Consider the following 24,180-nt stretch of genomic DNA (forward strand, 5'->3'; position numbering starts at 1 on the left):
CGGCAGGCCGGAAGAAGACCAAGCTGGTTTGGACTCATTCGGAATAAAGGTACTTCGAGATGTTCGGATCAGCGATGTTGGACTTGTCCATGATCGTAAAGCCGGTGCCGATCGCAACCGGGATCGACTGGTCGGTCAGGTGGGCATAGGCCGACATGACACCGAAATAGCCGATTTCCGCGGGATGCTGGGCAATCGCTACGTCGACAAGGCCGGTGTTGATGTTGTCGACAATGCTGGTCGGCGCGTCGAACGCCACGACCTTGACGGTGCCAGTCTGCCCGGCCTGCTGGACGCCATTCGCCGCGCCAAGCGCGGAGAAAAGGTTTGCACCGAACACGCCAACGAGATCGGGATTGCGCGCGAACACGGCCTGTAGCTGGGAGGCCGCCTTGTTGGCGTCGTTGTCGTTGAATTGGGTTTCGAGAACGGTGATGTCGGGATGGTTGGCCGCCATCTCCTTCTTGAAGCCCTCTTCACGCTGGTCGGTGGTCGAAATGCCAGGCTTGACGTTCGAAACGTAGACCTTGCCCTTTCCGTCTATGGCCTTGGCCAATGCCCGCGCGGCGATCTCGCCGCCCAGAATGTTGTCCGAAGCAATGTAGGACAGTGGGAAATCCGCCTCGCCGGCGCCGGTCTGGTAAGCGCCGCTGCCGATGAAGGTGTCGACGGTGATCACCGGAATGCCGGCGTCATTGGCCTTTCGGAGCGGCTCGACCAATTGAACCTTGTCGGTCGGCGCTATCAGGATGGCGTCCGGCTTCTTGGCAATGACCGCGTCAAGCACGGGGACTTGCGTTACCGGATTGAAATCCGGGGCGCCCTGGAAAACCAGGTTCACACCAAGAGCATCGGCCGCCGCCTGGGCTCCTTTGCGCATGGTGATGTAAAAACCGTCGGTGGTAAGGCCCGGAACTAGAGCAATGGTGAACTTCTTGTCTTGCGCCAAAGCCGGCGTGATCAGCGCTGTTGCGCAGATGGCGAGAGCCGCGAGCGCGGCAACAATCTTCTTCATAACATCCTCCTCATTGTTGGCAGATTTGCCGTTGCGACTGACATCGGAATGACCGTCAATTCGTTCCGGCTAGATGAAGCGCCGACGGCGAGAAACGATCTCGCCTGCTTGCTGTTATGGGCAGCTCCTCCCAAGCGCCCCAGTCGTTAGGTCAGCCAGTCGGTTAGGTCAGCCGGTCGAACCCGACCAGCCGGATGCGCGCAGTCCCGTTCCTAGCCTCCGCAAGGTCCAGAGAACAGCGCCGCTCGGCGCGCATGCGCGCCTAGCTGCAAGGTTGTAACACTTTGCTGAAAGAAATTGCAACCGGGTATTTCCGGGGCCGAAACGCTTTCAAATCGGACAACATCTGTCTGCTCCGCAGATCCCCGTGCGCAGACTATTGACCCAACCCTTTGAAGACACAACCGATGATTTGCGCCGGGGTCGCGAGCCGCCTTCGGTGGGATCAGTTTGGGATCGATCAGGCGTGCCGACGTCGCGTATCGGCGCACACCGCTATCGGGGCGAGACAGCCTCGAGGATGGCCTGGGCCGTCTTCGTGTCCGTTATCAGAGCGTTGATAAGCCTGGCGCGAACTGCACCGATGATTGCCGTCGCCTTCTCCGGCGAGGCGGCAACGCCGATCGCCAGGGGAACAGCTCGAAGCTGGGCCGGCGACATTGCGATCATCCGACCCTCCCCTTCCCATGGGATAAGGGTGCCTTCGGCATCGAAGTAATGGCGGATGACGTCTCCAGCCGCATGAAACAGGGCCTGTTCGCTCAGCGTGGCCGCGCTCGCCTCGGGCGGATTGATGGCATGGGGCAGGCCGATGCCGACGATTGCAACGTCGGTCCGGTCCCAAAGCGCGACGCTGTCGCGGATGGCCGCATCGCCAAGGAAGACCTCACGCAATTCGGAGGACGGCAGATAGGGAGCATGGATGAAATGCGGCGTCCCGCCGAACTCCTCGGCGGCGAGCCGCACAAACTCGTTGATCTGAAAATGCGGCGCCTGCTGCTGCATGCCGCCGGTGGCGGCGACGGTGAGAACGCCGGGAATGCGCGGCAGACCGGCACGGATCACCTCGCGGATGGCTCGCCCCCAGCCGATGGCGACCACCGAGCCGGCTGTCAGGTCCGCTTGCTTGAGCAAGGCGCCTAGCGGTGCAGCCAACGCCGTCAACGCACCCGCCGCCGGCGTTTCGATGACCGCCGCGTCGCGAAGTCCTAGTCCGTCGATCAGCTGCGTGGTGATGCCCTCGGGCGTTGCAAGATCAAGAACCTCGATCCGCACAATGCCCTCTGCCCTCGCCCGCTGCAGGAGACGCGATATGGTCGCGGTGGAGACGCCGAGCCGCCGCGCGATATCGACCTGCGACATCTCCGCCTCGTAATGCAGTTTGGCGACCGTATGCAGCATCGTTCGCGATGCGGCAACATCTTGTGCGGGAGGGACAGACAGCTTGCAATTCCTTTCAGCAATGTGTTACAGACCCGTCGACCGATGGGAGTTATCGCGCAAATTCGGCAGACTCGCAACGTAGGCTCGTTGCAACGGCACATTGCGGGTGAGGCTACTTTTCTCGGTTCGACAGTACATCAAGCGGCAAAAACCTCCCTGCGACGGGCAGGGAAAACTGAAGCCTTTCCTGTTCCACGGATCCGCGCCCTTGGGCGCCAACATCGGACAAAGACCATGACAAAGATGACGACTGCGGAGTTGCGCGGCTACCAGCAGATATGCGGCAAAGACGGGGCAATGATGGCCATCGCCTGTGACCAGCGCGGCGGCATGCGGACCTTGCTTGCGTCGGACCCTGCGGAACAGGCCAAGATCACCAACGACATGCTGGGCGACACCAAATCGGACATCACGCGATACCTCGCCAGCCAGGCATCCTGCGTGCTACTCGACCCGCTCTGCGCGGTGCCGCGGGTTGTCGACGAAGGGGTGCTGAACCGCGATACGGCCCTGCTCATCGGCCTCGACGCCTCGGGCTTCGACGTCTCGCCCGCCGGCTACCGCCTGTCGCGCCTCGTTCCCGACATCGACGCGCGCCGCGTCCGCGAGCTCGGCGGCACCGGCGGCAAGATCATGGTCTATCTCAGGGCCGACCGGCCGGAGGCGAATGAGCACAATGTCGCCATTTTGCGCCAATGCATCGCCGACTTCGGGCAAGAGGACCTCCTGCTCGTCGTCGAGTTCCTGACCTATCAAGTCGAAGGGGAAAGCCTTGAGGAATATACGGCCAAGATCCCCTGGCTGGTCGAAGAAGGCACCCGGATTTCACTGGAATGCGGGGCAAAGGTGCTCAAGCTTCCCTATCCCGGAACGCCGGAAGCCTGCGCCAGGATCACCAGCATGGCTGGCGAGGTGCCGTGGGCGGTCCTGTCCGCCGGCGTCAACCACGAGACTTTCCTTGGCCAGGTCGAGATCGCGATGAAGAACGGCGCATCGGGCGTCATCGCCGGCCGGTCGCTGTGGAAGGACTGCATTTCGCTTGACCGTGACATTCAGCGTGAAAGGCTTAAGACCATTGCAGTGTCGAGATTGCGCGAGCTCCAGGCGGTGATCGGAAACTACCGGCAGAAGGCAGCTTAGCTAGTCCGCACTCACACCAGGCACGCACGGGACGTCATGCCTCTTAGTTCGATGGCCATCGGAATCGATATTGGCGGCACCAATCTGCGCGCCGCCCGCATTTCCGGCACTGGCGAAATCCTGGACCGCATTTCCCAGAAGAGCGCGCCGGACCCGGAGCTCGTGCTATCGCGGATCGCCGAAATGGTGCGCCGGCTCGATTCTCCCGAAGTAGCAAGCATCGGCATCGGCGTCCCCGGACGCGTCGATGCGCGGCTTGGCGCGGTCTTGTCGGGAGGCTATGTCAACCTCGCCTCGATCTCCCTGGCGCAACGGCTGGAAAGCATGGCGGGCAAGCCCGTCGTGATCGACAATGACTGCAACATGGCACTGGTCGCCGAGATGACTGTCGGCGCCGCCAGAGGCCATCGAAACATCGTCATGTTCACCATCGGGACCGGCATTGGCGGTGCCGTGGCGCAGGAGCGGCGGATCGTCCGCGGCAAGGGGACGGCGGGGCAGCTTGGCCATATCGCCGTCGACATATCAGGCGAGCCTTGTGTCTGCGGCCGGCGCGGCTGCGTTGAAACCACCAGCTCCGGCACGGCGCTTGGCCGCCATATCGCACGGGCGGGCCTCGGTCCGGATGTTTCGGTCGACCAGCTTTTTGCCCGGGATGCGGGCGGCGACACGCTGGCGCGCGGCATACTGGAAGCCTGGGCCAAGCCGCTGCGTGCGGCCATCGATACGGCCGTGGCCATGTTTGACCCCGATCTGGTGCTGCTCGGCGGCGGGCTTGGCCTGGCTGCCCACAGGGCGCTTGCCAGGGCCCCCGCCTTGGCTCCCTGGTACCAATGCCCGGTGGAACCGGCGCAACTCGGCGACGACGCCGGCGTCATCGGCGCCGGCCTGCAAGCGCTGGCGACAGTCACAGAAGCGTCACCAGTGTCTTTGCCATCCGTCCCGCCCGACCCCGGCCGGCGTGCCGTGCCGGGCGGGCGTGCCGTGGCTGGCCGGCGTGCCGTGCCCGGCCGGCGCGCCGTGCTCGTCAACGGCATCCCTGCCAGCGGCAAAAGCACGGTCTCGCGCGGCATTGCCGAGCGCATGGGATGGCCATTGCTGGCGCTCGATACGATCAAGAACCCGTTCCTCGAAGTGCTCGGCGGCGGCGATCGTGAATTCAACCGCACACTCGGCCGCGCCAGTTACCAGGCCATCTGGTCGGTCGTCGGCGAAGCGCCAGCGGGCACCATTTTTGTCGTCGATGCCTGGTTCGGCTTCCAGCCACGCCAGGTGCTTGAGGATCACCTGCAAAGGGCCGGCGTCGAGCAAACCGCCGAAATCTGGTGTCATGCGCCCGGCGAGGTTCTGGCCGAGCGCTATCGCGCGCGGCTCGACCAGCGTCCTGCCGGCCATCCCGGAGCGGCCTATATCCCCGAGCTTATCGAACTGGCCCAGCGCGCCGAGCCGCTGCGACGCGGACCGCTATTCGACGTCGACACGACCAGACCGGTCGCCTTCGATGCCATCACGCAATGGCTGCAGGCGACGGTTGCGGCTGACACATAGGCAGTGCGGCCGCCAAACAAATTCAGTGATTTAACGGAGAACCGATGGTACCGTTGGCTGGGATCGAACCAGCGACCTCCGGATCCACAATCCGGCGCTCTAACCATCTGAGCTACAACGGCACGCTTGCCTGAGTGGGACCGAGGGGAATGCTCATTCTCCGCGACCCGCTCTGTCGTCCGGCGATGCGTCCATACGGGCTATCGGAGTTTAATTCAAGGCTTTTGGCCGCGCATGACCCCGAAAATCAGAATCGATTTTCGGAAAGGATCATGCGCAAATCCAAAGCTCTACAGCGTCCTTTGCGCGCCCAAGAGGACGCGGCGCTGTAGGCAAAGATCGCTCCGGCGGCGGCGTCATCTTCGCCGGGCAAAGAAAAAGGCCGGCGGGAGGAGGTGCCGGCCTTTTCCTGTTACGAGCCAGCGGAGGAGGTGCTGGCTGGTCACCCCGGAGAGCAGAGGGAGGAGGTTCCACCCGCCGGGTATTCGCTTTGACGCTATATCTCACATAATCTTATTCGAAGAAATGCGACCTTTTGTTGCATCTTCGAAATATGCGCAAATATTAGGCGGCTTTAATTTCCTTCATCGCCTTCTCGAAGGCGGTCTTGATCGGCTTGGAAACGTCCTCGGCCGCCTTGGAGGCGACGGTCTGGAAATCCTTTGCCTGCTCGACGGTCATCTCGACGCGCTTGCGCAGGAATGCGGTCTGCAACTCGACGGCTTCCGACAGCGACTTGGCGCCGATCAGGGCTTCGAGATGCGAAAAGCCGGCTTCGGTGTTGGCGCGCAGAGCAGCGATGGTCTTGAGCGACAGGTCGTTGGAAGCGGTCTTGACGGTCTCAAAGGTCGACTCCAGTGCCTTCTGGGTCTCCTCGGCGCCGGTCTTCAGCTTGGCGTAGGCTTCTTTCGACTGCTCGACGCCCTTTTCGGCGAAGACGCGAATCTGGTCGGTGGCCTTGGAAGCGTCGAAGCTCGGGAATTCAACGTTTTCGATCGTTTCGGCGGTCTTGGTCTTGGACATTTTCCATCCTTTTCAGCGGCAGCGGCTTTGACGGAAAGCCGTCTCGTTCATGTATGATGGCAATATAAAGGCAAATTTTGTGCATTGCAACATCATTGTTGCAATGCACCATAAATTCTTTCCCAGCGTTAACCACGAGCCCAGAGATTCCTGCTGATGCACGCTATGGCTTGTGGACCTTCGTTCCATCGACTTTTATTAACAAAGTGTTAACTGCAAACTGCCGGCTCCGTGCCAAGAGGGTTCGCCAAGCGCATGCCGTCCGAAAACTACTCTTTCCTCGACGTCGCCGTGCTCGACGAGGTCCGCCAGCGCTTTGCCGCCGGCGACGCGATCGCCCTTCTGTCGGCAGACCTCGAACAGGTGATCTGGGCCAACGGACCGGGGGCGGCGGTGTTCGGCTACCCCGACATCGAGGCCATCATTGGCGCCTCGACAGGGTTGCCGCTGATCGCCAGGCGCCAGATCATGGCGACAAGCGGTTTTCCACAGATCGGCCGCGACCGCGCCATCACGGTCCGGCTGGCGACCGGCCTGACCAGCCGAGCGGTTGGCTTTCTGGCCAGCGCGGTGACGATGCCGGACGGCGAAAACGCGATCATGCTGGCGGTGCCGGCGACGCAGACCGGCTCGCGCAGCGCCGCAGAGATCGCCGCTCGGGCCATCAGCGGCTTTACCGAAGACAGTCATTTCATCGCCTTCGTCGACGCCAAGGGCAGCATCGAGGCCGCTTCGGATGGCTTTTCGGCGCTCGGCATCTTGCCCGAGACGCTGGCGGCGCTTGTGGCCGATGTGGCGAACGAGAGCGACCGTATCGTCAAGCGCCTCGTTCCAGGCGGCACCACTTCCTATCCGGCCGGCCTTGCCCGGCTGACGGATGAACGGCACCTGCTGGTGGTGATCGACGAGGATCAGCTTGACGCCGAAGCCTCTGCCGGCGAGCGCGGCGCGGAGACGCAAACCGGCACCAATACGGCAGCGGCGGATGCCGCAGTCCAGCCAGAAGCAGTTCAGGACAACCTGCCGACAACGACAGTCGCGGAAATCGCCCCGGCGGCCGTCGAAGACATCTCCGCATCGGCGGAGCATGACATTTCCGACGCGGCCGAGGAGAGCCCCGAAGCAGCCGGCGGACCGCCCGCGCAGCATGACCATTGGTATTTCAGCCCCGACGAGGCGCCGGGCCGACCGTATGCGTCCAGGCAGACCGAGGCGCCGGCCGTATCGGATGCTTCGGCGGGAAATACCGTACAAGATGCCCCCAGGGGTGCCTCTCCGGCCGGACGCTCCATCCCGGCGATCGACCGAGCGGCTCCCCCCCTGCGTTTCGTCTGGCGCACCGACGCCGAGGGCAGGTTCAGCACCCTGTCGCCGGAATTCGCGGAGATCGTCGGCAAGCCTGCCGCCGATGTGATCGGCCGGCGCTTCAGGGACGTCGCCGCCACGTTCGGCCTCGACGCGTCCGGCGAGATCGCCGGCCTGCTCGACCGGCGCGACACCTGGTCCGGCCGCTCCGTGCTGTGGCCGGTGGCCGGCACCGATTTTAAGATACCCGTCGATCTGGCGGCGCTGCCCGTCTACGGCCGCAGCCGCGCCTTCGAAGGTTTTCGCGGATTCGGCGTTGCCCGCACCGGTGATGCGGTGGCCGATCCGGAAGCGATCGGGATGGCGCTTGTCCCCAATGGTGCGGCCGCCGCAGCCGTCGAGCCGGAGGTCACGGAGACTGCGCCCGAAGCGTCTGAGGAAACTGACGATCCGTTCAAGGGCGAGGTGCCGGCGCTGACCATCGTGCCGAAGCCGGAACGGCGTTTTGCCGACAAGGTGATCCGGCTGGCGGAGCACAGGCAGCCGGCAAACAACAAGGGGCTGTCGACGCTGGAACGCAGCGCATTCCGTGAGATCGGCGAGCGGCTCAAGAGGGACAATACAACCCCGGCCGAAAAGCCCGATGCCGAAAGGCCGGCAGAATCGACTGCGGCGGAACCGCCCGAAAGCGATGCCGAAGACGAGAAGGATGTCGCAAGGCTCGACGGCGAGCAGCCGAAATCAACGGTGCCCGACATCTCAGGCTCGCTGCTCGACTACGCCGACCGGGACGATGCGACCGACAACGGCGACGGTGCGCCGGTTTCCGAGCCGGACAAGGCGGCGCAAGAGATCACCGAACCCACCGACACGGACAATCGATCGACCTCCGTCGAAGACGACGACTCGATGACGGCCGCCGATTTCCGCGACGCGGAAGACAGCGAGGACTGGGCACGGTCCGATGACGATGAAACCCGTTCGTCAGCCGATGACATCGGCGATGCCGGTGACGTGGAGCCAGCGCCCGTCGAGCGGCCGCGCCTGCAGGTGCCGCCACTCAAGCTCGAAGGGTTCGTGCCATCGGCTTTTTCGGCAGGAGACAACAACAAGGCTCCGGATATCTCTATCCTCGGCAAGCTGCCGGTGCCCCTGCTCATCCATTCCGGCGACGACCTCCACTACGCGAATGAGGAATTCCTCAGCCTGACCGGCTATGACACGCTCGACGATCTGGAGGATGCCGGTGGCCTCGGAGCGCTGTTTGCCGATCCTTACGACGACAGCGCTTCCGACGGAACCGATCACGCGTTGCGGCTGAAGGCGCGTGACGGCCAGGAGTTCCCGATCGAGGCCATTCTGCGCTCGGTTCCGTGGCGTGGCGGCAAGGCGCTGATGCTGGTCGTGCGCCGGTCCGGCGACGACGCACCAATTCCGCACGGTGCCGCCGACGACCAGATGCAGCCGGACATTTCCGAACTCAAGGCACGCATCGGCGAGATGCGCACCATCATCGACACCGCGACCGATGGCGTCGTGCTGATCGGCCGTGACGGAACGATCCGCTCGATCAGCCGCCCGGCGGAAGCGCTGTTCGGTTTCGACAGTGACGAGGTGACCGGCAAACCCTTCGTCTCGCTGTTCGCGATCGAAAGCCAGCGCGCGGCGCGAGACTATCTCGACGGACTGTCCGAGCCCGGCGTGGCGAGCGTGCTCAATGACGGCCGCGAGGTGATCGGACGCGAGGCGCAGGGGCGGTTCATTCCGCTGTTCATGACCATCGGCAGCCTGCCCAACGACAGCGGGTTTTGCGCGGTGGTGCGCGACATCACCCAATGGAAGCGGGCCGAAGAGGATCTGACCCAGGCGCGCGCGGTGGCCGAGCGCGCGTCGTCGCAGAAGACCGACTTCCTCGCCCGCATTAGCCACGAGATCCGCACGCCGCTCAACGCCATCATCGGGTTTTCCGAGTTGATGGTCGACGAGAAATTCGGGCCGGTCGCCAATGACCGCTACCGTGACTATCTCCGCGACATTAACCGGTCGGGCAACCATGTGCTCGACCTGGTCAACGACCTGCTCGACATTTCGAAGATCGAGGCCGGCCAGCAGGAGATGGCCTATGAGGCGGTGTCGCTCAACGACACGCTGGCCGAGACGGTGGCGATGATGCAGCCGCAGGCCAACCGCGAACGTGTCATCATCCGCTCCAGCTTCGCCTCACGGCTGCCGGAAGTGGTGGCCGATCTGCGCAGCGTGCGCCAGATCGCGCTGAACATCCTGTCGAATGCCATCCGCTACACGCAGGCCGGCGGCCAGGTGATCGTATCGACAGCCTACGAAATCTCCGGCGACGTCGTGATGCGCGTGCGCGACACCGGCATCGGCATGAGCCAGTCCGAGATCGAACAGGCGCTCAAGCCGTTCAAGCAGATCAACGCGCTGAAGCGCGGGCGCGGCGACGGCACCGGCCTCGGGCTGCCGCTGACCAAGGCCATGGTCGAGGCGAACCGCGCCCGGTTCACCATCAACTCGACGCCCGGCGAGGGCACGCTGGTCGAAGTCGCTTTTCCATCGACCCGCGTGCTCGCTGAATAAAGAAAAGGCGTCCAACCGGACGCCTTGAATTATTAGGATTGCTGTCACAACGGGGGCTTGAGCGAATTCAGATCCTCGAATTCAGATCCTCTGGGGATTTCGAGGAACGGGATTTCTCCCTCAAGTTACGCACGACTATCGACGTCGGCCCTTAACAAAACCTTACCGGCGCGGCGGAAAATTTACCAATGTGTACCACTCGTGAAATCTAGGTAAATTCGAGCGAGATATTTTGTTAACCATGCTGAAGCGCCCCATCGCTTCGTCATCATGGGGCGGAGCAAGGAGCGGAGCGACGCAGCGCAGACCTTAGGGATGACGAAGTTGAGGGGCTTCGGCCAATCTCGAACGTTTGCGTTGGTTCACTCAACGAAACCAAACAGGCCTGCAACCTGTCAAAGTCACTCACTTCGAGGAACTAATCGGCCAGTTCCGGCAGGTTGCGAAACAGCTCGAGCGCTTCGGGATTGGCCAGCGCCTCCTTGTTCTTGATGGCGCGGCCGTGCACCATGTCGCGCACCGCGAGCTCGGTGATCTTGCCGGATTTGGTGCGTGGAATGTCGGTGACGGCGACGATCCTGGCCGGCACGTGGCGAGGGCTCGCCCCGCTGCGGATTTTCGTCCGGATGCGCTTTTCCAGCTCGGCGTCGAGTTCAACACCCGCAGCCAGCCGCACGAACAGCACGACCCGCACGTCGTTGTCGAAATCCTGGCCGATGCACAGCGCCTCCAGGATTTCCGGCATCTGCTCGACCTGATTGTAGATCTCCGCCGTGCCGATCCTGACACCGCCCGGGTTGAGCGTCGCGTCGGAGCGGCCATGGATGATCAGGCCGCCATGAGCGGTCCATTCGGCGAAGTCGCCGTGGCACCAGACATTGTCGAAGCGCTCGAAATAGGCGGCATGGTATTTCTTGCCTTCGGGATCGTTCCAGAAGCCGATCGGCATTGCCGGGAACGCCTTGGTGCAGACGAGCTCTCCCTTCTCCTGCCTGAGCGGGTGGCCGTCGTCGTCCCAGACGTCGACGGCGAGGCCAAGACCGGTTCCCTGGATCTCTCCGGTCCAAACCGGTTGCGTCGGCACGCCGAGCACGAAGCAGGAGACGATGTCGGTGCCGCCGGAGATCGAGGCGAGATGCACGTCCTGTTTGATGCCGTCATAGACGAAGCGGAAATCTTGCGGTGACAGCGGCGAGCCGGTGGAAGAGATCGTGCGCACGCTGGAAAGATCATGCGTGCGGATCGGTTTGAGGCCGGCCTTGCGCACCGAATCGATGAATTTGGCCGAGGTGCCGAAATAGGTCATCTTCTCGGCGTCGGCGAAGTCGAACAGCACGTTGCCGTCGGGATAGAAGGGCGAGCCGTCATAGAGCAGAAGGGTTGCGCCCGACGCCAGGCCGGACACCAGCCAGTTCCACATCATCCAGCCGCAGGTGGTGAAGTAGAAGAAGCGGTCGCCGTCGAGCAGGCCGGCGTGAAGCCGCTCTTCCTTGACATGCTGGATCAGCGTTCCGCCGGCCGAATGGACGATGCATTTGGGGATGCCGGTCGTCCCGGAAGAAAACAGGATGTAGAGCGGATGCGCGAACGGCAACCTCTCGAAGGTGACCGGCTTGGCAGCAAAGGATGAGAGCGCCTCGTCCAGCGCCGTCGCCTTCTCGATGGTCGCTGCCACATCGGTCGACGTGCCGAGATAGTCGACGATCAGGATCTTGCGGACGGTGGCGAGCTTTGCCGCAACGGCCGCGATCTTGTCAGCGACCTCGATCGCCTTGCCATTGTACCAGTAGCCGTCGGGCGCGATGAAGACGACAGGCTCGATCTGGCCGAACCGGTCCAGCACGCCCTGTTCGCCGAAGTCGGGAGAACAGGACGACCAGACGGCGCCGATCGAGGCTGTCGCCAGCATGGCGGCGACGGTCTCCGGCATGTTGGGCATCATGGCGGCGATGCGGTCGCCCTCTTTCACCCCGAGCGACAGAAAAAGCTGCTGCAGCTGCGAGGTCAGCGCATGCAGCTCGTTCCAGGACAGCCGGCGCTCGACCTTGTCCTCGCCGCAAAAGACGATTGCGTCACCTGCCCCGGTTTTCTGCAACAGGTTCTCGGCGAAATTCAGCTTCGCATCGGGAAAGAAGGCGGCGCCGGGCATCTTGTCGCCATCGACAAGCACGCGCTCGCCCCCATCAGTTCTCCCCTCACTGGTCCCCTTGTCGCCGACGATCCCGCAAAAATCCCAGACCAGGCTCCAGAACGCCTCGCGATCGTCGACCGACCAGCGGTGAAGATCGGCGTAGGAGGAAAAATCCTTGCCGGCCCTGGCCGCGGCAGCCTTCATGAAGGCGGTCATCGGCGCAGCGTCGATCCGGTCCTGCGTGGGTGTCCAGAGCGGTGCGTCGCCAGCCATATCGTTCCTCCTTAAAACGCGCCGCGTATGGCATCGCTTATGCATATCGCAGCGCAGCAGAGCAAGATTTTGTTCGGCCGACCCGACGCGGATGTGCGCAAATGCCATCGCGGAGCCATAAAGACTTGAAATGCGTCGGCCCTAAGTCGTAGTGACGACTGGGGTTACACCCGTCGGGCGATTTTGTCGGAATGGAAGCATACGGGGCGACATGCCATCACCTTTGATCCGGCGCGGAATATGGGCGATCGGCGTTGCCGTGCTCGTCATCGCGCTGGCCGTCGCCGCCCTGCCGCTCGTCGCCTCGACCCGCATCGTGCGCGACCGCATCGCCTGGGAAATGAGTGCGTGGAGCGGTTTCAGGGTCACCATCGACGGCGCGCCGCGGATCGAGGTCTGGCCGAATTTCCGGGCCATCCTGGCCGACGTGACGCTTTCGCAATGGACAGAGGCCGACGCGCCGCCTGTGATCGAAACCGAACGGGTCGAGGTCAATCTCTCCGCCATGGCGGCGCTGCGTGGCAACGTGGTGTTTTCAACGGCGCGGCTGATCCGGCCGACAATCAGGGTCCAACGCGCAGCAAATGGGTTTTTCCAGCCCGCCTTGCCTTCGGGCGGGCGCATCACGCGTTCCATCGACACTGCTCGCGCCGTGGTCAGCGCCAATCCAGCCAAGCCGGACCTGAGCAAGCTGCCGGCGGACCCGTTCGGCACCGTGGAGTTCAGGGACGGCCGCGTGGTGACCTCCGTCGATGGCAAGGACGCCGAGATCCTGAGCAGCCTGAGCGGCCAGGCGAACTGGGCCGCGCTGAACAGCAACGCGACGCTGTCGGCGACCGGGATCTGGCGCGGCGAAAGCGTTGCCGTGGATGCCGCATCGCCGAACCCGCTGGTGCTGTTTGGGGGAGGTGCTGCGCCGATGACGCTTTCCTTCAAGGCAGCCCCTGCCAGTTTTTCGTTCGACGGCGTGGCTGGCATGTCCGAGAACGCCTATTTCGACGGCCAGGCGAAATTTGCCGCACCCTCGCTCAGGCGCCTGCTCGAATGGTCGCGGGCCGGCATCGCGCCGGGCGCGGCGATCGGCTCGGTCTCCGTTTCCAGCAAGGTCACGGCGACCTCCGGCCGCATTAAATTCGAAAACACCGAGATCGCTCTGGACGACAATCCGGGAATGGGTGCGCTGGACTTCTCCTTTGGCGAAGCGCGGCCGGTCATCTCCGGTACGCTCGCCTTCGACACGCTCGACCTGCGGCGGTTTCTCTCCGCCTTCACGCCCCTGGCACCCACAAGCGGAACTGGCCCCGGCGAAATCGACACAAGCGTCGCCGACCGGATCAATCTCGATCTCAGACTGTCGGCAGCGCAGGCCACCGCAGGCGCCATCCAGCTTGCCGAAGTCGCCGCCACCGCCCAGGTCAAGAACGGTCTTGCCGTCTTCGATATTTCCGATGCCTCGGCCTTTGGCGGCAACATCCAGAGCAGCCTTCGTTTCGACCGCAAGCCGGGAGGCACGCAGGTCGAGATCAGGCTGCTCGCCTCAGACATCGACGGCGGCGCTTTCGGCACCGCAGCCGGAATGACGCGACTGGTGCCGATCGGCACGGGAACAGTTTCGGTCATCCTCAAGGGGCCGGGCAGAACCTGGGATTCCATTTTCGAAAACGCCGACGGCTCGGTTTCGGCGAAATTCGGCAAGGGCGCGTTGAGCCGGCTCAACCTGCCGGCGTTTCTCAAACACACCGAACAGGGCGGATTCTTCGCGCTCGACGATGTCTCCGACGGAACGCTGCCGATCGACGGAGCCGAACTCAAGGCCAATATTTCGAACGGCGTGGCGAAGATCGAGAAGGCCGAAGCCAGTTCGGCGCAGTACAAGGCCTGGCTTTCCGGCATTGCCTCCTATGCCGGACGCGGGCTGGCGCTGTCCGGCGGTATCATTCAGGCGGACCAGGCAGCCGCGCAGACAAATGGCCAGGGTCCCAACCAGTCTTCGTTCTTCGTCGGCGGGACGTGGAGCACCCCGTTCATCTCGCCGATAAGCCGCGGGGTTTCCGGGGAGTAGGCAGACGAAGCCGCTGCGGTCGTCGGAAGTGCTTCCTGCCGGCCTGCAGCCGCCGTCCCTTTCATCACCCCCGCTGAGCGGCCTGCTCATCACGCTGGCGCTGCACCTCGCGACGCTTGTTGGCGAGCGAAGCGATGATGACCCCGACCGCCACGACCGCGATCAGGATGGTGCAGGCGGCGTTGATCTCCGGCGTCACACCGAGACGAACCTGGCTGTAGATCTTCATCGGCAGCGTGGTGGCGCCAGGCCCCGAGGTGAAGCTGGCGATGACCAGATCGTCGAGCGACAATGTGAACGCCAGCATCCAGCCAGACACGATCGCCGGCATGATGACAGGCAGCGTTATCTGGAAAAAGGTCTTCACCGGCGGTGCGCCAAGATCCATCGCGGCCTCTTCCAGCGAGCGATCGAACGTCATCAGGCGCGATTGCACGACGACGGCGACGAAGCACATGGTCAAGGTGATATGGGCAAGCGTGACGGTGAGAAAGCCGCGGTCGAGGCCGACGGCGACGAAGAGCAGCAGCAGCGACAGGCCGGTGATGACTTCCGGCATGACCAGCGGCGCAAACACCATGCCGGAAAACAGCATCCGGCCCTTGAAGCGGGTGTAGCGCGTCAAGGTGACAGCCGCCAGTGTGCCGAGCACGGTCGCCACGGTGGCCGAGATGACAGCGACGCGGGCCGTTACCCAGGTGGCGTCCATGAGGCCCTGGTTGTGGAACAGCGCGACGTACCATTTGGTCGAGAAGCCGCCCCAGACGGTGACCAGTTTCGATTCATTGAAGGAGAAGACGACGAGCAGGACGATCGGCAGGTAAAGAAAGGCAAAGCCCAGCACGATCGAGGTGATGTTGAAACGGCTCCAGGTCGGGTTCATCTGTCCTGCTCCTGGGCGCGGGCCTGGGCTCGCTGGAACAGCATGATCGGCACGATCAGCAGCAACAGCAGGATGACAGCGACGGCCGACGACACCGGCCAGTCGCGATTGGCGAAGAACTCGTTCCACAGCGTCTTACCGATCATCAGCGTCTGCGACCCGCCGAGCAGGTCGGGAATGACGAACTCGCCGACGGCGGGAATGAACACCAGGAGGCAGCCGGCGATGACGCCGGGCAGCGACAGAGGAAAGGTGATCTTCCAGAAGGCGCTGGTCGGCGGGCAGCCGAGATCCTTGGCCGCCTCGATCAGCGAGTAATCCATTTTCTCGAGAGCGGAGTAGAGCGGCAGCACCATGAACGGCAAATAGGAATAAACGATGCCGATGAAGATCGCCGTGTAGGTGTTGAGGATGATCAGCGGCTGGTTGATGACGCCGCTGGCGAGCAGCAGCTGGTTGAGCAGCCCCTCGGGCTTGAGGATGCCGATCCAGGCGTAGACGCGGATCAGGAACGAGGTCCAGAACGGCAGGATCACCAGCATCAGCAAAGTCGGGCGGAGCGTCGCCGGCGCGCGGGCCATGCCATAGGCGATCGGGTAGCCGACAAGCAATGTCAGCACCGTCGAAATGGCGGCGACGATGACGCTCGTCACATAGGCGTTGACGTAGAGCGCGTCCTGCGTCAGCCAAGTGTAATTGTCGATGCTGAGCTGTTTCAGCTGAACAAGAAGACCGGAAAGGCCATCGCCGAAGCCAAGCACCGGGGTGTAAGGCGGTATGGCGATCGCCGTCTGCGACAGCGAAATCTTGAAGACGATGACGAACGGAATGAGGAAGAAGAAGACCAGCCAGAGATACGGGATGATGATGACGAGGCGGCCAACGAAGGCCTCTCCCAGTCTGGCCAGGGCGGATTTGCCCGCATCGGCGGCCGAGGACGTTGTTGCAGCGGTGACAGCGGCATTCGACATGGCTGTCCCCTATCGCGTCAGCACGACGCCGGCGTCCGGCCGGAACGACACCCAGGCACGGTCATTCCAGCTCAGCGGATCCTCGGTGATGCGTGCGGCGTTCATCGTGCTCGCCCGCACCACGTGGCCGTCGTCCAGCCTGACGTGATAAACGGTCATATCGCCGAGATAGGCGATATCGTAGACCTCGCCCTCGATGGCGTTGACGGCACCGTCCGGCTTCTTCGACGACACCTTGATCTTCTCCGGCCTGATCGCGAAGGCGACGGCCGCGCCAATGGCGGTGTCGCCGGCATTCTCCGTCCGGATGGTGATGCCGTTGCCGGTGTCGATGCTTGCCGCGCCGGCATCGCCACGCGCGATCTTGCCTTCGAACATGTTGACGTTGCCGACAAAGCCGGCGACGAAACGGGAACCTGGCGCCTCGTAGACTTCCGCCGGCGTCGCCACCTGCATCACCTCGCCCTTGTCGATGATGGCGATTCGGTCGGCCATGGTCATCGCCTCTTCCTGATCGTGGGTGACGACGACGAAGGTGAGGCCGAGTGACTGCTGGAGGTCCATCAGCTCGAACTGTGTTTCCTCGCGCAGCTTCTTGTCCAGCGCGCCAAGTGGCTCGTCGAGCAGCAGGACCTTCGGCCGCTTGGCGACCGAGCGGGCAAGTGCGACGCGCTGGCGCTGGCCGCCGGACAATTGATGCGGCTTGCGCTTGGCGAACTGCTCAAGCTTGACCAACTTCAGCATCTCTCCGACGCGCGCCGCGATCTCGGGCTTCGGCATGCCGTCCTGCTTGAGGCCGAAGGCGATGTTGTTCTCGACCGTCATATGCGGGAACAGCGCATAGGACTGGAACATCATGTTGACCGGCCGCCGGTATGGCGGGATGCCGCGCAAATCCTGGCCATCGAGCAGGATGCGGCCGGCGGTCGGCTCCTCGAAGCCGGCGAGCATCCTCAGAAGCGTCGATTTTCCACAACCCGACGCACCGAGCAGGGCAAAGAACTCGCGCTCGAATATGGTCAGCGACAAATTGTTGACAGCGGTGAAGTCACCGAACTTCTTGGTGACGTTGTCGAACTGGATGTATGGCTTGGCTTTCGGGTCGTTCCATGGCGCGAAATCCCTGCGGATGCTGCCAAGCGATTTCATGTCCCACTCCGTCTTGCGTCCTATCCCCAAAAGATTTGACCCCGGCGCACTGCGCCGGGGTCGTTGATTGCCGCTTACTGCCCGGTGACGATCTTGGTCCAGGTGCGGGTGACGACGCGCTGGGTCTTGGAATCGTAGGGGGCGATGGTGAACAGTTTCGCCAGCGTCGCTTCATCCGGGTAGATCGCCGGATCCTCGAGTATCTCCTTGTCGATGAACTGCTGCGACGCCTTGTTGCCGTTGGCGTAGAAGACATAGTTGCTCGATTTGGCGATCACTTCCGGCTTCATCATGTAGTTCAGGAATTCATGCGCCTCCGCGACATGCGGCGCGTCGGCCGGGATCGCCATCTGATCGAACCACATCTCGGCACCTTCCTTCGGCACGGAATAACCGATCTCGACGCCACGGTTAGCCTCCGTCGCGCGGTCGCGCGCCTGGAAGACGTCACCCGACCAGCCGACGGCCAGGCAGATGTCGCCATTGGCCAGAGCGTTGATGTATTCCGACGAGTGGAACTTGCGGATGTAAGGCCTGATCTTCAGCATCAGTTCTTCCGCCTTGGCGAAATCGTCCATCGACGTGGTCTCGGGGTCGATGCCCAGATATTTGAAGGCGGTCGGAAGTATGTCGCTCGGGGAATCGAGGACATAGACGCCGCAATCCTTCAGCTTGGCCAGCTTTTCCGGGTTGAAGAAAACGTCCCAGCTGTCGATCTCCTCGGTGCCGAGCGCTTCCTGTACTTTCTTGGTGTTATAGCCGAGGCCGACCGTGCCCCACATGTAGTTGATCGAATATTCGTTGCCGGGATCGTACTTGGCCGTGCGCTCTGCAATGATGTCCCACATGTTGGAAATGTTGGGCAGCTTCGACTTGTCGAGCTTCTGGAACACGCCCGCCTGGATCTGGCGTGCGAGGAAATTGGCGGTTGGCACGACAACATCGTAGCCGCTGCCACCGGCAAGCAATTTCGTCTCCAGGAGCTCGTTGGAATCGAAGGTGTCGTAGGTCACCTTGATGCCGGTTTCCTTGGTGAAGTCGTCGATGATCGAGCTGTCGATGTAATCCGACCAGTTATAGACATTGACGACGCGGTCCTGGGCATGAGCCCCGAGGGTGAAAAGCGTCAGAAATGCCGAGGTCGCCGAAAACCAGAACGCTTTGCGGGTCATGCGTCTCTCCTTTGATGAGTGTTCCGTCGCCAGCTCGTCGCGAGGCTGCGCGGCTGGGCGTTTGCTTCAGATTATTGGGCTTTCCGGCAAGCGACAAGCGCGATCCAAGTGGTGTTCCGGCGCCGTCATAGGCTCTCGCCACGGCGCGGGCAGGGATGCGACGATGTTGTCCGGTCTCGATCGGCCCGGAGGGGAGACTTGGCAAGATACGCCTGTCTTGTTGTTGCCGTGTTGCAGCCTGCCCGCGCGGCTGCGGCGTTGTCAATGGCTCATCTCGCTTTGTCGTGTGCGCTGCATCAATTAGGCGATGGCATGCCCGTGACACCCGGCCGCACGGGCCGCGTCTGACGCTTGAATTCGAGCCCGATATGGACGAGCAGCGCCGTGACCACCACCATGCCGCCAATGATGGTCCGTCCCGACGGCACCTCGGAATGGATGAGCCAGACCCAGATCGGGCCGAGGATCGGTTCGAAGGTGCCGAGGAGTGCTGCAACGGCCGCCGGAACAAGCCGGGCGCCGGTGGCGAAGAAGGCAAGGCCGAGACCCAGATTGACCACGCCGAATGCAAACAAGAAGCCCATGTCGCTGCTGGAAACGCCGAATTGCGATGCCTGGGACGCCGCGAATGCGGCAGCAAGCATCGTTCCGAGGCAGGTCGCCGGCGTCATGCGCACATGGGCAAAGCGCCGGGTGATGACGGTGGCGATCGAAAACATGACGGCGATGAGCAGCGCCAACCCGTCGCCGACGGGAGACACGGCGCCATCAAGCGATTCCGATACCATGATGGCAACGCCGGCAATGACGGCGGCAATCGCCACCCAGGTCGCCGCGGCCACCCGTTCGCGAAACAGCACCCAGGCAAACAGCGCCGCCAGGAGCGGCACGCCGGCTTGCATCAAAAGGATATTGGCGACGGTGGTGTAGGCAAGCGCCACGACGAAGCAAGTCGATGCGGTGGCGAAGCAGAACGCCACGGCAAGGCCGGGCAGGCCCATGCCGCGGAACAACCTCACCGTGCCGTGCCAGCCGTCGCGCCAGATCATGAAGCAGATCAGGAAGGCGGCGGCCCAGACCGAGCGCCAGAACACCACCGTCCAGCTGTCGCCGGCGTCGATGAAGCGGGCAATAGTGCCGCCAAAACTCCACATCAGCGCCGACAGGAATATCAACAGGAAGCCGACACGCTCGTCACGCGGCGAGACAGCGGGCGAAACGGCAATCGGTGATGATGCGGTATCGGTCATGGGGCGCGACTGTCGGCGATTTCAGGGGCGGCACGATGCGCAACGGACGACAAGAACGTGCCTCATTCGCGTAGCGCAAAGGCAGCGGCGGGGCGTGATCCACCGAACGGCGACGGTTGTGGCAAAGACGGCAGATCGCCTGCCGCGGCCTCACTGAAAATCGAAGGCGCTCAACCCGGTCACCATCTCGTCGAGGCCGAGCGGGCGCGTCACCGGCGGCTCGGCGCGGGCAAGGCAGCCGATGCGTTCACACAGCCGGCAGGCCGGGCCTATCGGCGTGGCCGGATTGATGCCCTGTCCGGCTTTTCCAGCCGCGGCGGCAGCCGGCCCCGGCAGCGCCGAACCGTAGACGATCTCGTCACGAAAGCCGATGTCGCAACCCAGCAGAAGCGCGGTACGGCGCGGGCGCTCCGAAAACGAGCCTTGCGGCCCTTCAAGCGTGCGGGCGATGCAGAGGAACTCGGCGCCGTCGGGCATTTCCACCGCCTCGACGAAGATCTGGCCGGGCTGGGTGAAGGCGGCATGCACGGGAAGTTTTGGGCAACCGCCGCCGAAGCGGCTTTGCGGAAAACCCTGGCTGCCCGCCTTGCGGAAGCGGTTGCCGGCATTGTCGACCTCGAGCATGAAGAACGGCACGCCCGACGTGCCCGGCCGCTGCAGCATAGTCAGGCGGTTCGCCGCCTGCTCGAAGGAGACACCGAAGCGCGAGCGCAGCACGTCGATATCGTAACGCGCACGGTGTGCTGCGGCGTGAAAGGATTGATAGGGCATCATCAGCGCGTGGGCGGCGTAGCGGCCAAGCTCGAAGCGGGCGAGCCGGCGGGCCTCATCCGTGCTCAGCTTCAGCGCCTGGATCTCGCCTGCTACCGCGACCGTCATGCGGATCAGGCAGGCCTCCATCGCCACCTCGCGCAACTGGTCGAACGGCGACAGGCGCTCCGACAGAAACAGACGCTGCGAGTGGCGGTCGTAGCGGCGGCGCCAGTTCGGCATGGTGGCGACCGGCAGCACCTTGACCACGATGCCGTATTCGCGCTTCAGCCAGGCCTTCAGCGCACCGAGCAGATCGTCGCCGGGGTCGAGCACCGACGTGAATGCCTCGGCTTCCGCTTCGAGCGCCGCAAAATGGTTCGGCCGGCGCTCGAAAATCTCGTGCACCTCGTCGATCGGCAAGCGGGCGCCGGAGAGCGCGGTGGCCCGGCCCTCACGCGCCAGAAGCTCGTTGAGGTCGGAAAGGCGCTCGGCCTGCTCGCGGTAGGCGCGAAACAGTTTTATCACCGCGGCGGAAGCGTTGGGCGCCGCCTCGGCAAGCTCGATCAGCTCCTGGTCGCCAGGCAATTCGCCGACCAGCAGCGGATCTGAAAACACCTCCTTCAAGGCGGCGACCGACCCCCTCGCCTCGCCCTGCAGTTCATGCGGGTCGACCTTGTAGACGGACGCCAGCCTGAGGATCAGCTGGACCGTCAGCGGCCGCTGGTTGCGCTCGATAAGATTGAGATAGGACGGCGAGATGCCGAGCCCCTCGGCCATCGCCGTCTGGGTGAGGCCCTTGGCGCTGCGAATGCGGCGGATGCGCGGCCCGGCGAAGATCTTCTGGTCGGCCACTCGATTGTCCTTGACAGAAATTTACATCATTTTTGTATGGCGATGCCATGTCGCCATTTTACAATCGTGACAAATTTACAGCGCATGATTGTCAAACGCAACACAGGTTTTCCTTTATTTTCCAACCAATCTTACGGTTTTCCTCGCCTGTTTCGCGTCGAAATGTAAATACTGTCACACCAAACGGCGCGGAAATTTCCATGAGGCGGCGTTTTCTATCCCAGCAACGATTTATCCGGAGCGACCAATGACCGATTTTTACAACCTCGTCCCCTCGGCGCCGGAAGGCCGCTTCGACGGCATCGAGCGGCCCTATTCGCCAGACGATGTGAAGCGGCTGCGCGGTTCGGTCCAGATCCGGCAGAGCCTCGCCGAGATGGGCGCCAACCGGCTTTGGCAGCTCATCCACGAGGAGAACTTCGTCAACGCGCTCGGCGCCATGTCGGGCAACCAGGCGATGCAGCAGGTCCGGGCCGGGCTGAAGGCGATCTACCTGTCTGGATGGCAGGTCGCCGCCGACGCCAACACCGCATCCGCCATGTATCCGGACCAGTCGCTTTATCCCGCCAATGCGGCGCCCGAACTGGTCAAGCGCATCAACCGCACCCTGCAGCGCGCCGACCAGATCGAGACCTCCGAAGGCAAGGGGCTTTCGGTCGACACATGGTTCGCGCCTGTTGTCGCCGATGCGGAAGCGGGCTTCGGCGGGCCGCTCAATGCCTTCGAGATCATGAAGGCCTTCATCGAGGCGGGCGCCGCCGGCGTCCACTACGAGGACCAGCTGGCTTCGGAGAAGAAGTGCGGTCATCTCGGCGGCAAGGTGCTGATCCCGACCGCCGCACACATCCGCAACCTCAACGCCGCGCGGCTTGCCGCCGACGTCATGGGCACGCCGACGCTGGTCGTCGCGCGCACCGACGCGGAAGCGGCAAAGCTGCTCACCTCCGACATCGACGAGCGCGACCAGCCCTTCGTCGACTACGGCGCCGGCCGCACGGTGGAGGGCTTCTATCAAGTCAGGAACGGCATCGAGCCCTGCATTGCGCGGGCCGTCGCCTACGCGCCCCACGCCGACCTGATCTGGTGCGAAACCTCCAAGCCCGACCTGGCGCAGGCCAAGAAGTTCGCCGAGGGCGTGCACAGGCACCATCCCGGCAAGCTTCTCGCCTATAATTGCTCGCCGTCGTTCAACTGGAAGAAAAACCTCGACGATGCCACGATCGCCAAATTCCAGAAGGAACTCGGCGCCATGGGCTACAAGTTCCAGTTCATCACGCTGGCCGGTTTCCACCAGCTCAATTTTGGCATGTTCGAACTCGCCCGCGGCTACAAGACGCGGCAGATGGCTGCCTACTCCGAACTGCAGGAGGCTGAATTCGCGGCGGAAACCCACGGCTACACCGCGACCAAGCACCAGCGCGAAGTTGGCACCGGCTATTTCGACGCCGTGTCGATGGCCATCACCGGTGGCCGGTCTTCGACCACGGCCATGCATGAATCGACCGAGCACGCCCAGTTCAAACCGGCGGCGGAATAGCCGGAACGCAACGAACAGAGAAACCGCCCCAGAGGGCTATAAATACGCAGAAGGAGAAGACCAATGGCATCGATAAGCCGCGTCAAGGAACGGGCCGAAGAACAGGCCACCACCATGAACGTCGACCAGCAAGCGACCATCCGCATGCTTGCGAACGACCTGCACAGGCTCAACCAGTCGGTGATGAAGGCGGTCGAGGCTGGCGTGTCGGTGGAGCTCGTGCGCTCGGCAAGACATCATGGCGGCGACGGCAACTGGGGCGACCTGCTGATCCCGGTGATCGTCACGCAACGGAGCCTCGGCTGACCGACATCCGTCCAAAGCCTGTTGTGGATCGGCATCACCTGCACAGTCTCTGCGCAGGTGATTTGCCTTTGCACGACCGGTTTGCATTCGGGCCAGGAACAGACCTTGCTTTAAATTTTAACGTTTCTTGCGATATTTTCGATGCCTGCCATTTCAGCTTGACATGGGCGGGGATCTCACGGCAATTGTCTCCAAAGTTTCAACCCTGCATTGAAACAAGACGAGTGCCCACCCGCTCATGCGCCCCGTGAATCGTGAGACCAGCACTGCGAAGCACCTGAATTCGGTGAGCCGGACCATGCTCGCGGACTTCACCCGCGTGCTCGTCGTCGGAAAGTCGCCGGTCAACCGGGTGGTGGTTTCGAAAATCGTCGAACGGTCCGGGCTCAAACCGGTCTCGGAATCGCCCGAAACGGCAGCGGCGACGTTGCGATCGCTCATTCCCGGCGCTGTCGTCCTCGATGGCGGAGCGGACAACAAGGACTGCGACGCGCTGATGTCGGGTATCGATGCGTTGCGCCGAACGTCGGGCAAGTCGGTCCCCTCGGTGATCCTGCTTTCAACCAAGAATGGCACACCGGAGAGCCTCGGCCTGTCGAGCATCGTCGATGCGGTGGTCGTCAAACCGATCACGACCGAACGGCTGCAGCCGGTGATCGACCATTTCATCGGGCTCGGGCGCAGCTAGCCGGCGTCCGATCCGGCTCACCTGCCCTTCCTCGCTTCTTGCGATCGGATCTGGATGTCTTTATGTCGGCATGCGACCGGC

The 24,180-nt window shown here is 63.0% G+C and carries 17 protein-coding genes and 1 tRNA gene; 7 read left to right on the plus strand and 11 right to left on the minus strand.

Annotated features, from left to right (window positions below):
* Nucleotides 1-34: 34 nt before the first annotated feature.
* Both EJ066_RS30870 and EJ066_RS30875 read right to left on the minus strand, forming a co-directional pair.
* Complete coding sequence (locus EJ066_RS30870; protein WP_126043638.1) at nucleotides 35-1,015, minus strand: ABC transporter substrate-binding protein; 981 nt, start codon at nucleotides 1,013-1,015, stop codon at nucleotides 35-37.
* A gap of 495 nt (nucleotides 1,016-1,510) precedes the next feature.
* The gene (locus tag EJ066_RS30875; protein WP_126043639.1) at nucleotides 1,511-2,416 is read right to left on the minus strand and encodes a sugar-binding domain-containing protein; all 906 of its coding nucleotides are present in this window, start codon (nucleotides 2,414-2,416) and stop codon (nucleotides 1,511-1,513) included.
* A gap of 276 nt (nucleotides 2,417-2,692) precedes the next feature.
* On the opposite strand from EJ066_RS30875, the gene EJ066_RS30880 reads away from it, so the two are divergent.
* On the plus strand, nucleotides 2,693-3,598 hold the full coding sequence (locus EJ066_RS30880; protein ID WP_126043640.1) for a tagatose-bisphosphate aldolase: 906 nt from the start codon (nucleotides 2,693-2,695) through the stop codon (nucleotides 3,596-3,598).
* Between the two features lie 36 nt (nucleotides 3,599-3,634).
* Nucleotides 3,635-5,146, plus strand: a complete 1,512-nt coding sequence (locus tag EJ066_RS30885; protein ID WP_126043641.1) for an ROK family protein — start codon at nucleotides 3,635-3,637, stop codon at nucleotides 5,144-5,146.
* Between the two features lie 45 nt (nucleotides 5,147-5,191).
* Here the strand turns inward: EJ066_RS30885 and EJ066_RS30890 are convergent.
* Nucleotides 5,192-5,268 (minus strand) — tRNA-His (locus EJ066_RS30890).
* Between the two features lie 442 nt (nucleotides 5,269-5,710).
* Nucleotides 5,711-6,169 (minus strand): phasin, encoded by a 459-nt coding sequence (locus tag EJ066_RS30895; RefSeq protein WP_126043642.1) that lies wholly within the window; start codon nucleotides 6,167-6,169, stop codon nucleotides 5,711-5,713.
* Nucleotides 6,170-6,424: 255 nt separating this feature from the next.
* Between EJ066_RS30895 and EJ066_RS30900 the strand changes: the two genes are divergently transcribed.
* Nucleotides 6,425-10,072, plus strand: coding sequence for a PAS domain S-box protein (locus EJ066_RS30900; RefSeq protein WP_126043643.1), 3,648 nt, complete (start codon nucleotides 6,425-6,427; stop codon nucleotides 10,070-10,072).
* Nucleotides 10,073-10,490: 418 nt separating this feature from the next.
* Here EJ066_RS30900 and EJ066_RS30905 read toward each other — a convergent pair whose 3' ends face one another.
* Entirely contained in the window at nucleotides 10,491-12,476 is a 1,986-nt protein-coding gene (locus EJ066_RS30905; RefSeq protein ID WP_126043644.1) for an acetoacetate--CoA ligase, read from the minus strand.
* 211 nt (nucleotides 12,477-12,687) lie between these two features.
* On the opposite strand from EJ066_RS30905, the gene EJ066_RS30910 reads away from it, so the two are divergent.
* Nucleotides 12,688-14,538, plus strand: coding sequence for an AsmA family protein (locus EJ066_RS30910; protein WP_126043645.1), 1,851 nt, complete (start codon nucleotides 12,688-12,690; stop codon nucleotides 14,536-14,538).
* Nucleotides 14,539-14,602: 64 nt separating this feature from the next.
* Here EJ066_RS30910 and EJ066_RS30915 read toward each other — a convergent pair whose 3' ends face one another.
* The 6 genes from EJ066_RS30915 to EJ066_RS30940 form a co-directional block, all read right to left on the minus strand.
* Nucleotides 14,603-15,421, minus strand: coding sequence for an ABC transporter permease subunit (locus EJ066_RS30915; RefSeq protein ID WP_126043646.1), 819 nt, complete (start codon nucleotides 15,419-15,421; stop codon nucleotides 14,603-14,605).
* On the minus strand, nucleotides 15,418-16,392 hold the full coding sequence (locus tag EJ066_RS30920; protein WP_126043647.1) for an ABC transporter permease subunit: 975 nt from the start codon (nucleotides 16,390-16,392) through the stop codon (nucleotides 15,418-15,420). Before EJ066_RS30920 ends, EJ066_RS30915 begins: the two co-directional genes overlap by 4 nt.
* Before the next feature lie 9 nt (nucleotides 16,393-16,401).
* Nucleotides 16,402-17,541, minus strand: coding sequence for an ABC transporter ATP-binding protein (locus tag EJ066_RS30925; RefSeq protein WP_126043648.1), 1,140 nt, complete (start codon nucleotides 17,539-17,541; stop codon nucleotides 16,402-16,404).
* Between the two features lie 74 nt (nucleotides 17,542-17,615).
* Nucleotides 17,616-18,713 (minus strand): polyamine ABC transporter substrate-binding protein, encoded by a 1,098-nt coding sequence (locus EJ066_RS30930; protein ID WP_126043649.1) that lies wholly within the window; start codon nucleotides 18,711-18,713, stop codon nucleotides 17,616-17,618.
* Between the two features lie 296 nt (nucleotides 18,714-19,009).
* Entirely contained in the window at nucleotides 19,010-19,963 is a 954-nt protein-coding gene (locus tag EJ066_RS30935; RefSeq protein WP_126043650.1) for a DMT family transporter, read from the minus strand.
* Between the two features lie 150 nt (nucleotides 19,964-20,113).
* Nucleotides 20,114-21,568, minus strand: coding sequence for an XRE family transcriptional regulator (locus EJ066_RS30940; RefSeq protein ID WP_126043651.1), 1,455 nt, complete (start codon nucleotides 21,566-21,568; stop codon nucleotides 20,114-20,116).
* Between the two features lie 247 nt (nucleotides 21,569-21,815).
* On the opposite strand from EJ066_RS30940, the gene aceA reads away from it, so the two are divergent.
* From aceA to EJ066_RS30955, 3 genes are all read left to right on the plus strand, one after another.
* Nucleotides 21,816-23,105: an isocitrate lyase gene (gene aceA, locus EJ066_RS30945; RefSeq protein WP_126043652.1), complete on the plus strand. Its 1,290-nt coding sequence runs from the start codon at nucleotides 21,816-21,818 to the stop codon at nucleotides 23,103-23,105.
* Nucleotides 23,106-23,168: 63 nt separating this feature from the next.
* On the plus strand, nucleotides 23,169-23,411 hold the full coding sequence (locus tag EJ066_RS30950) for a hypothetical protein (protein WP_126043653.1): 243 nt from the start codon (nucleotides 23,169-23,171) through the stop codon (nucleotides 23,409-23,411).
* Nucleotides 23,412-23,709: 298 nt separating this feature from the next.
* Nucleotides 23,710-24,099: a response regulator gene (locus EJ066_RS30955; RefSeq protein WP_245455042.1), complete on the plus strand. Its 390-nt coding sequence runs from the start codon at nucleotides 23,710-23,712 to the stop codon at nucleotides 24,097-24,099.
* The last annotated feature ends 81 nt before the right edge of the window (nucleotides 24,100-24,180 follow it).

The sequence above is a fragment of the Mesorhizobium sp. M9A.F.Ca.ET.002.03.1.2 genome, assembly GCF_003952365.1.
GTDB lineage: Bacteria > Pseudomonadota > Alphaproteobacteria > Rhizobiales > Rhizobiaceae > Mesorhizobium.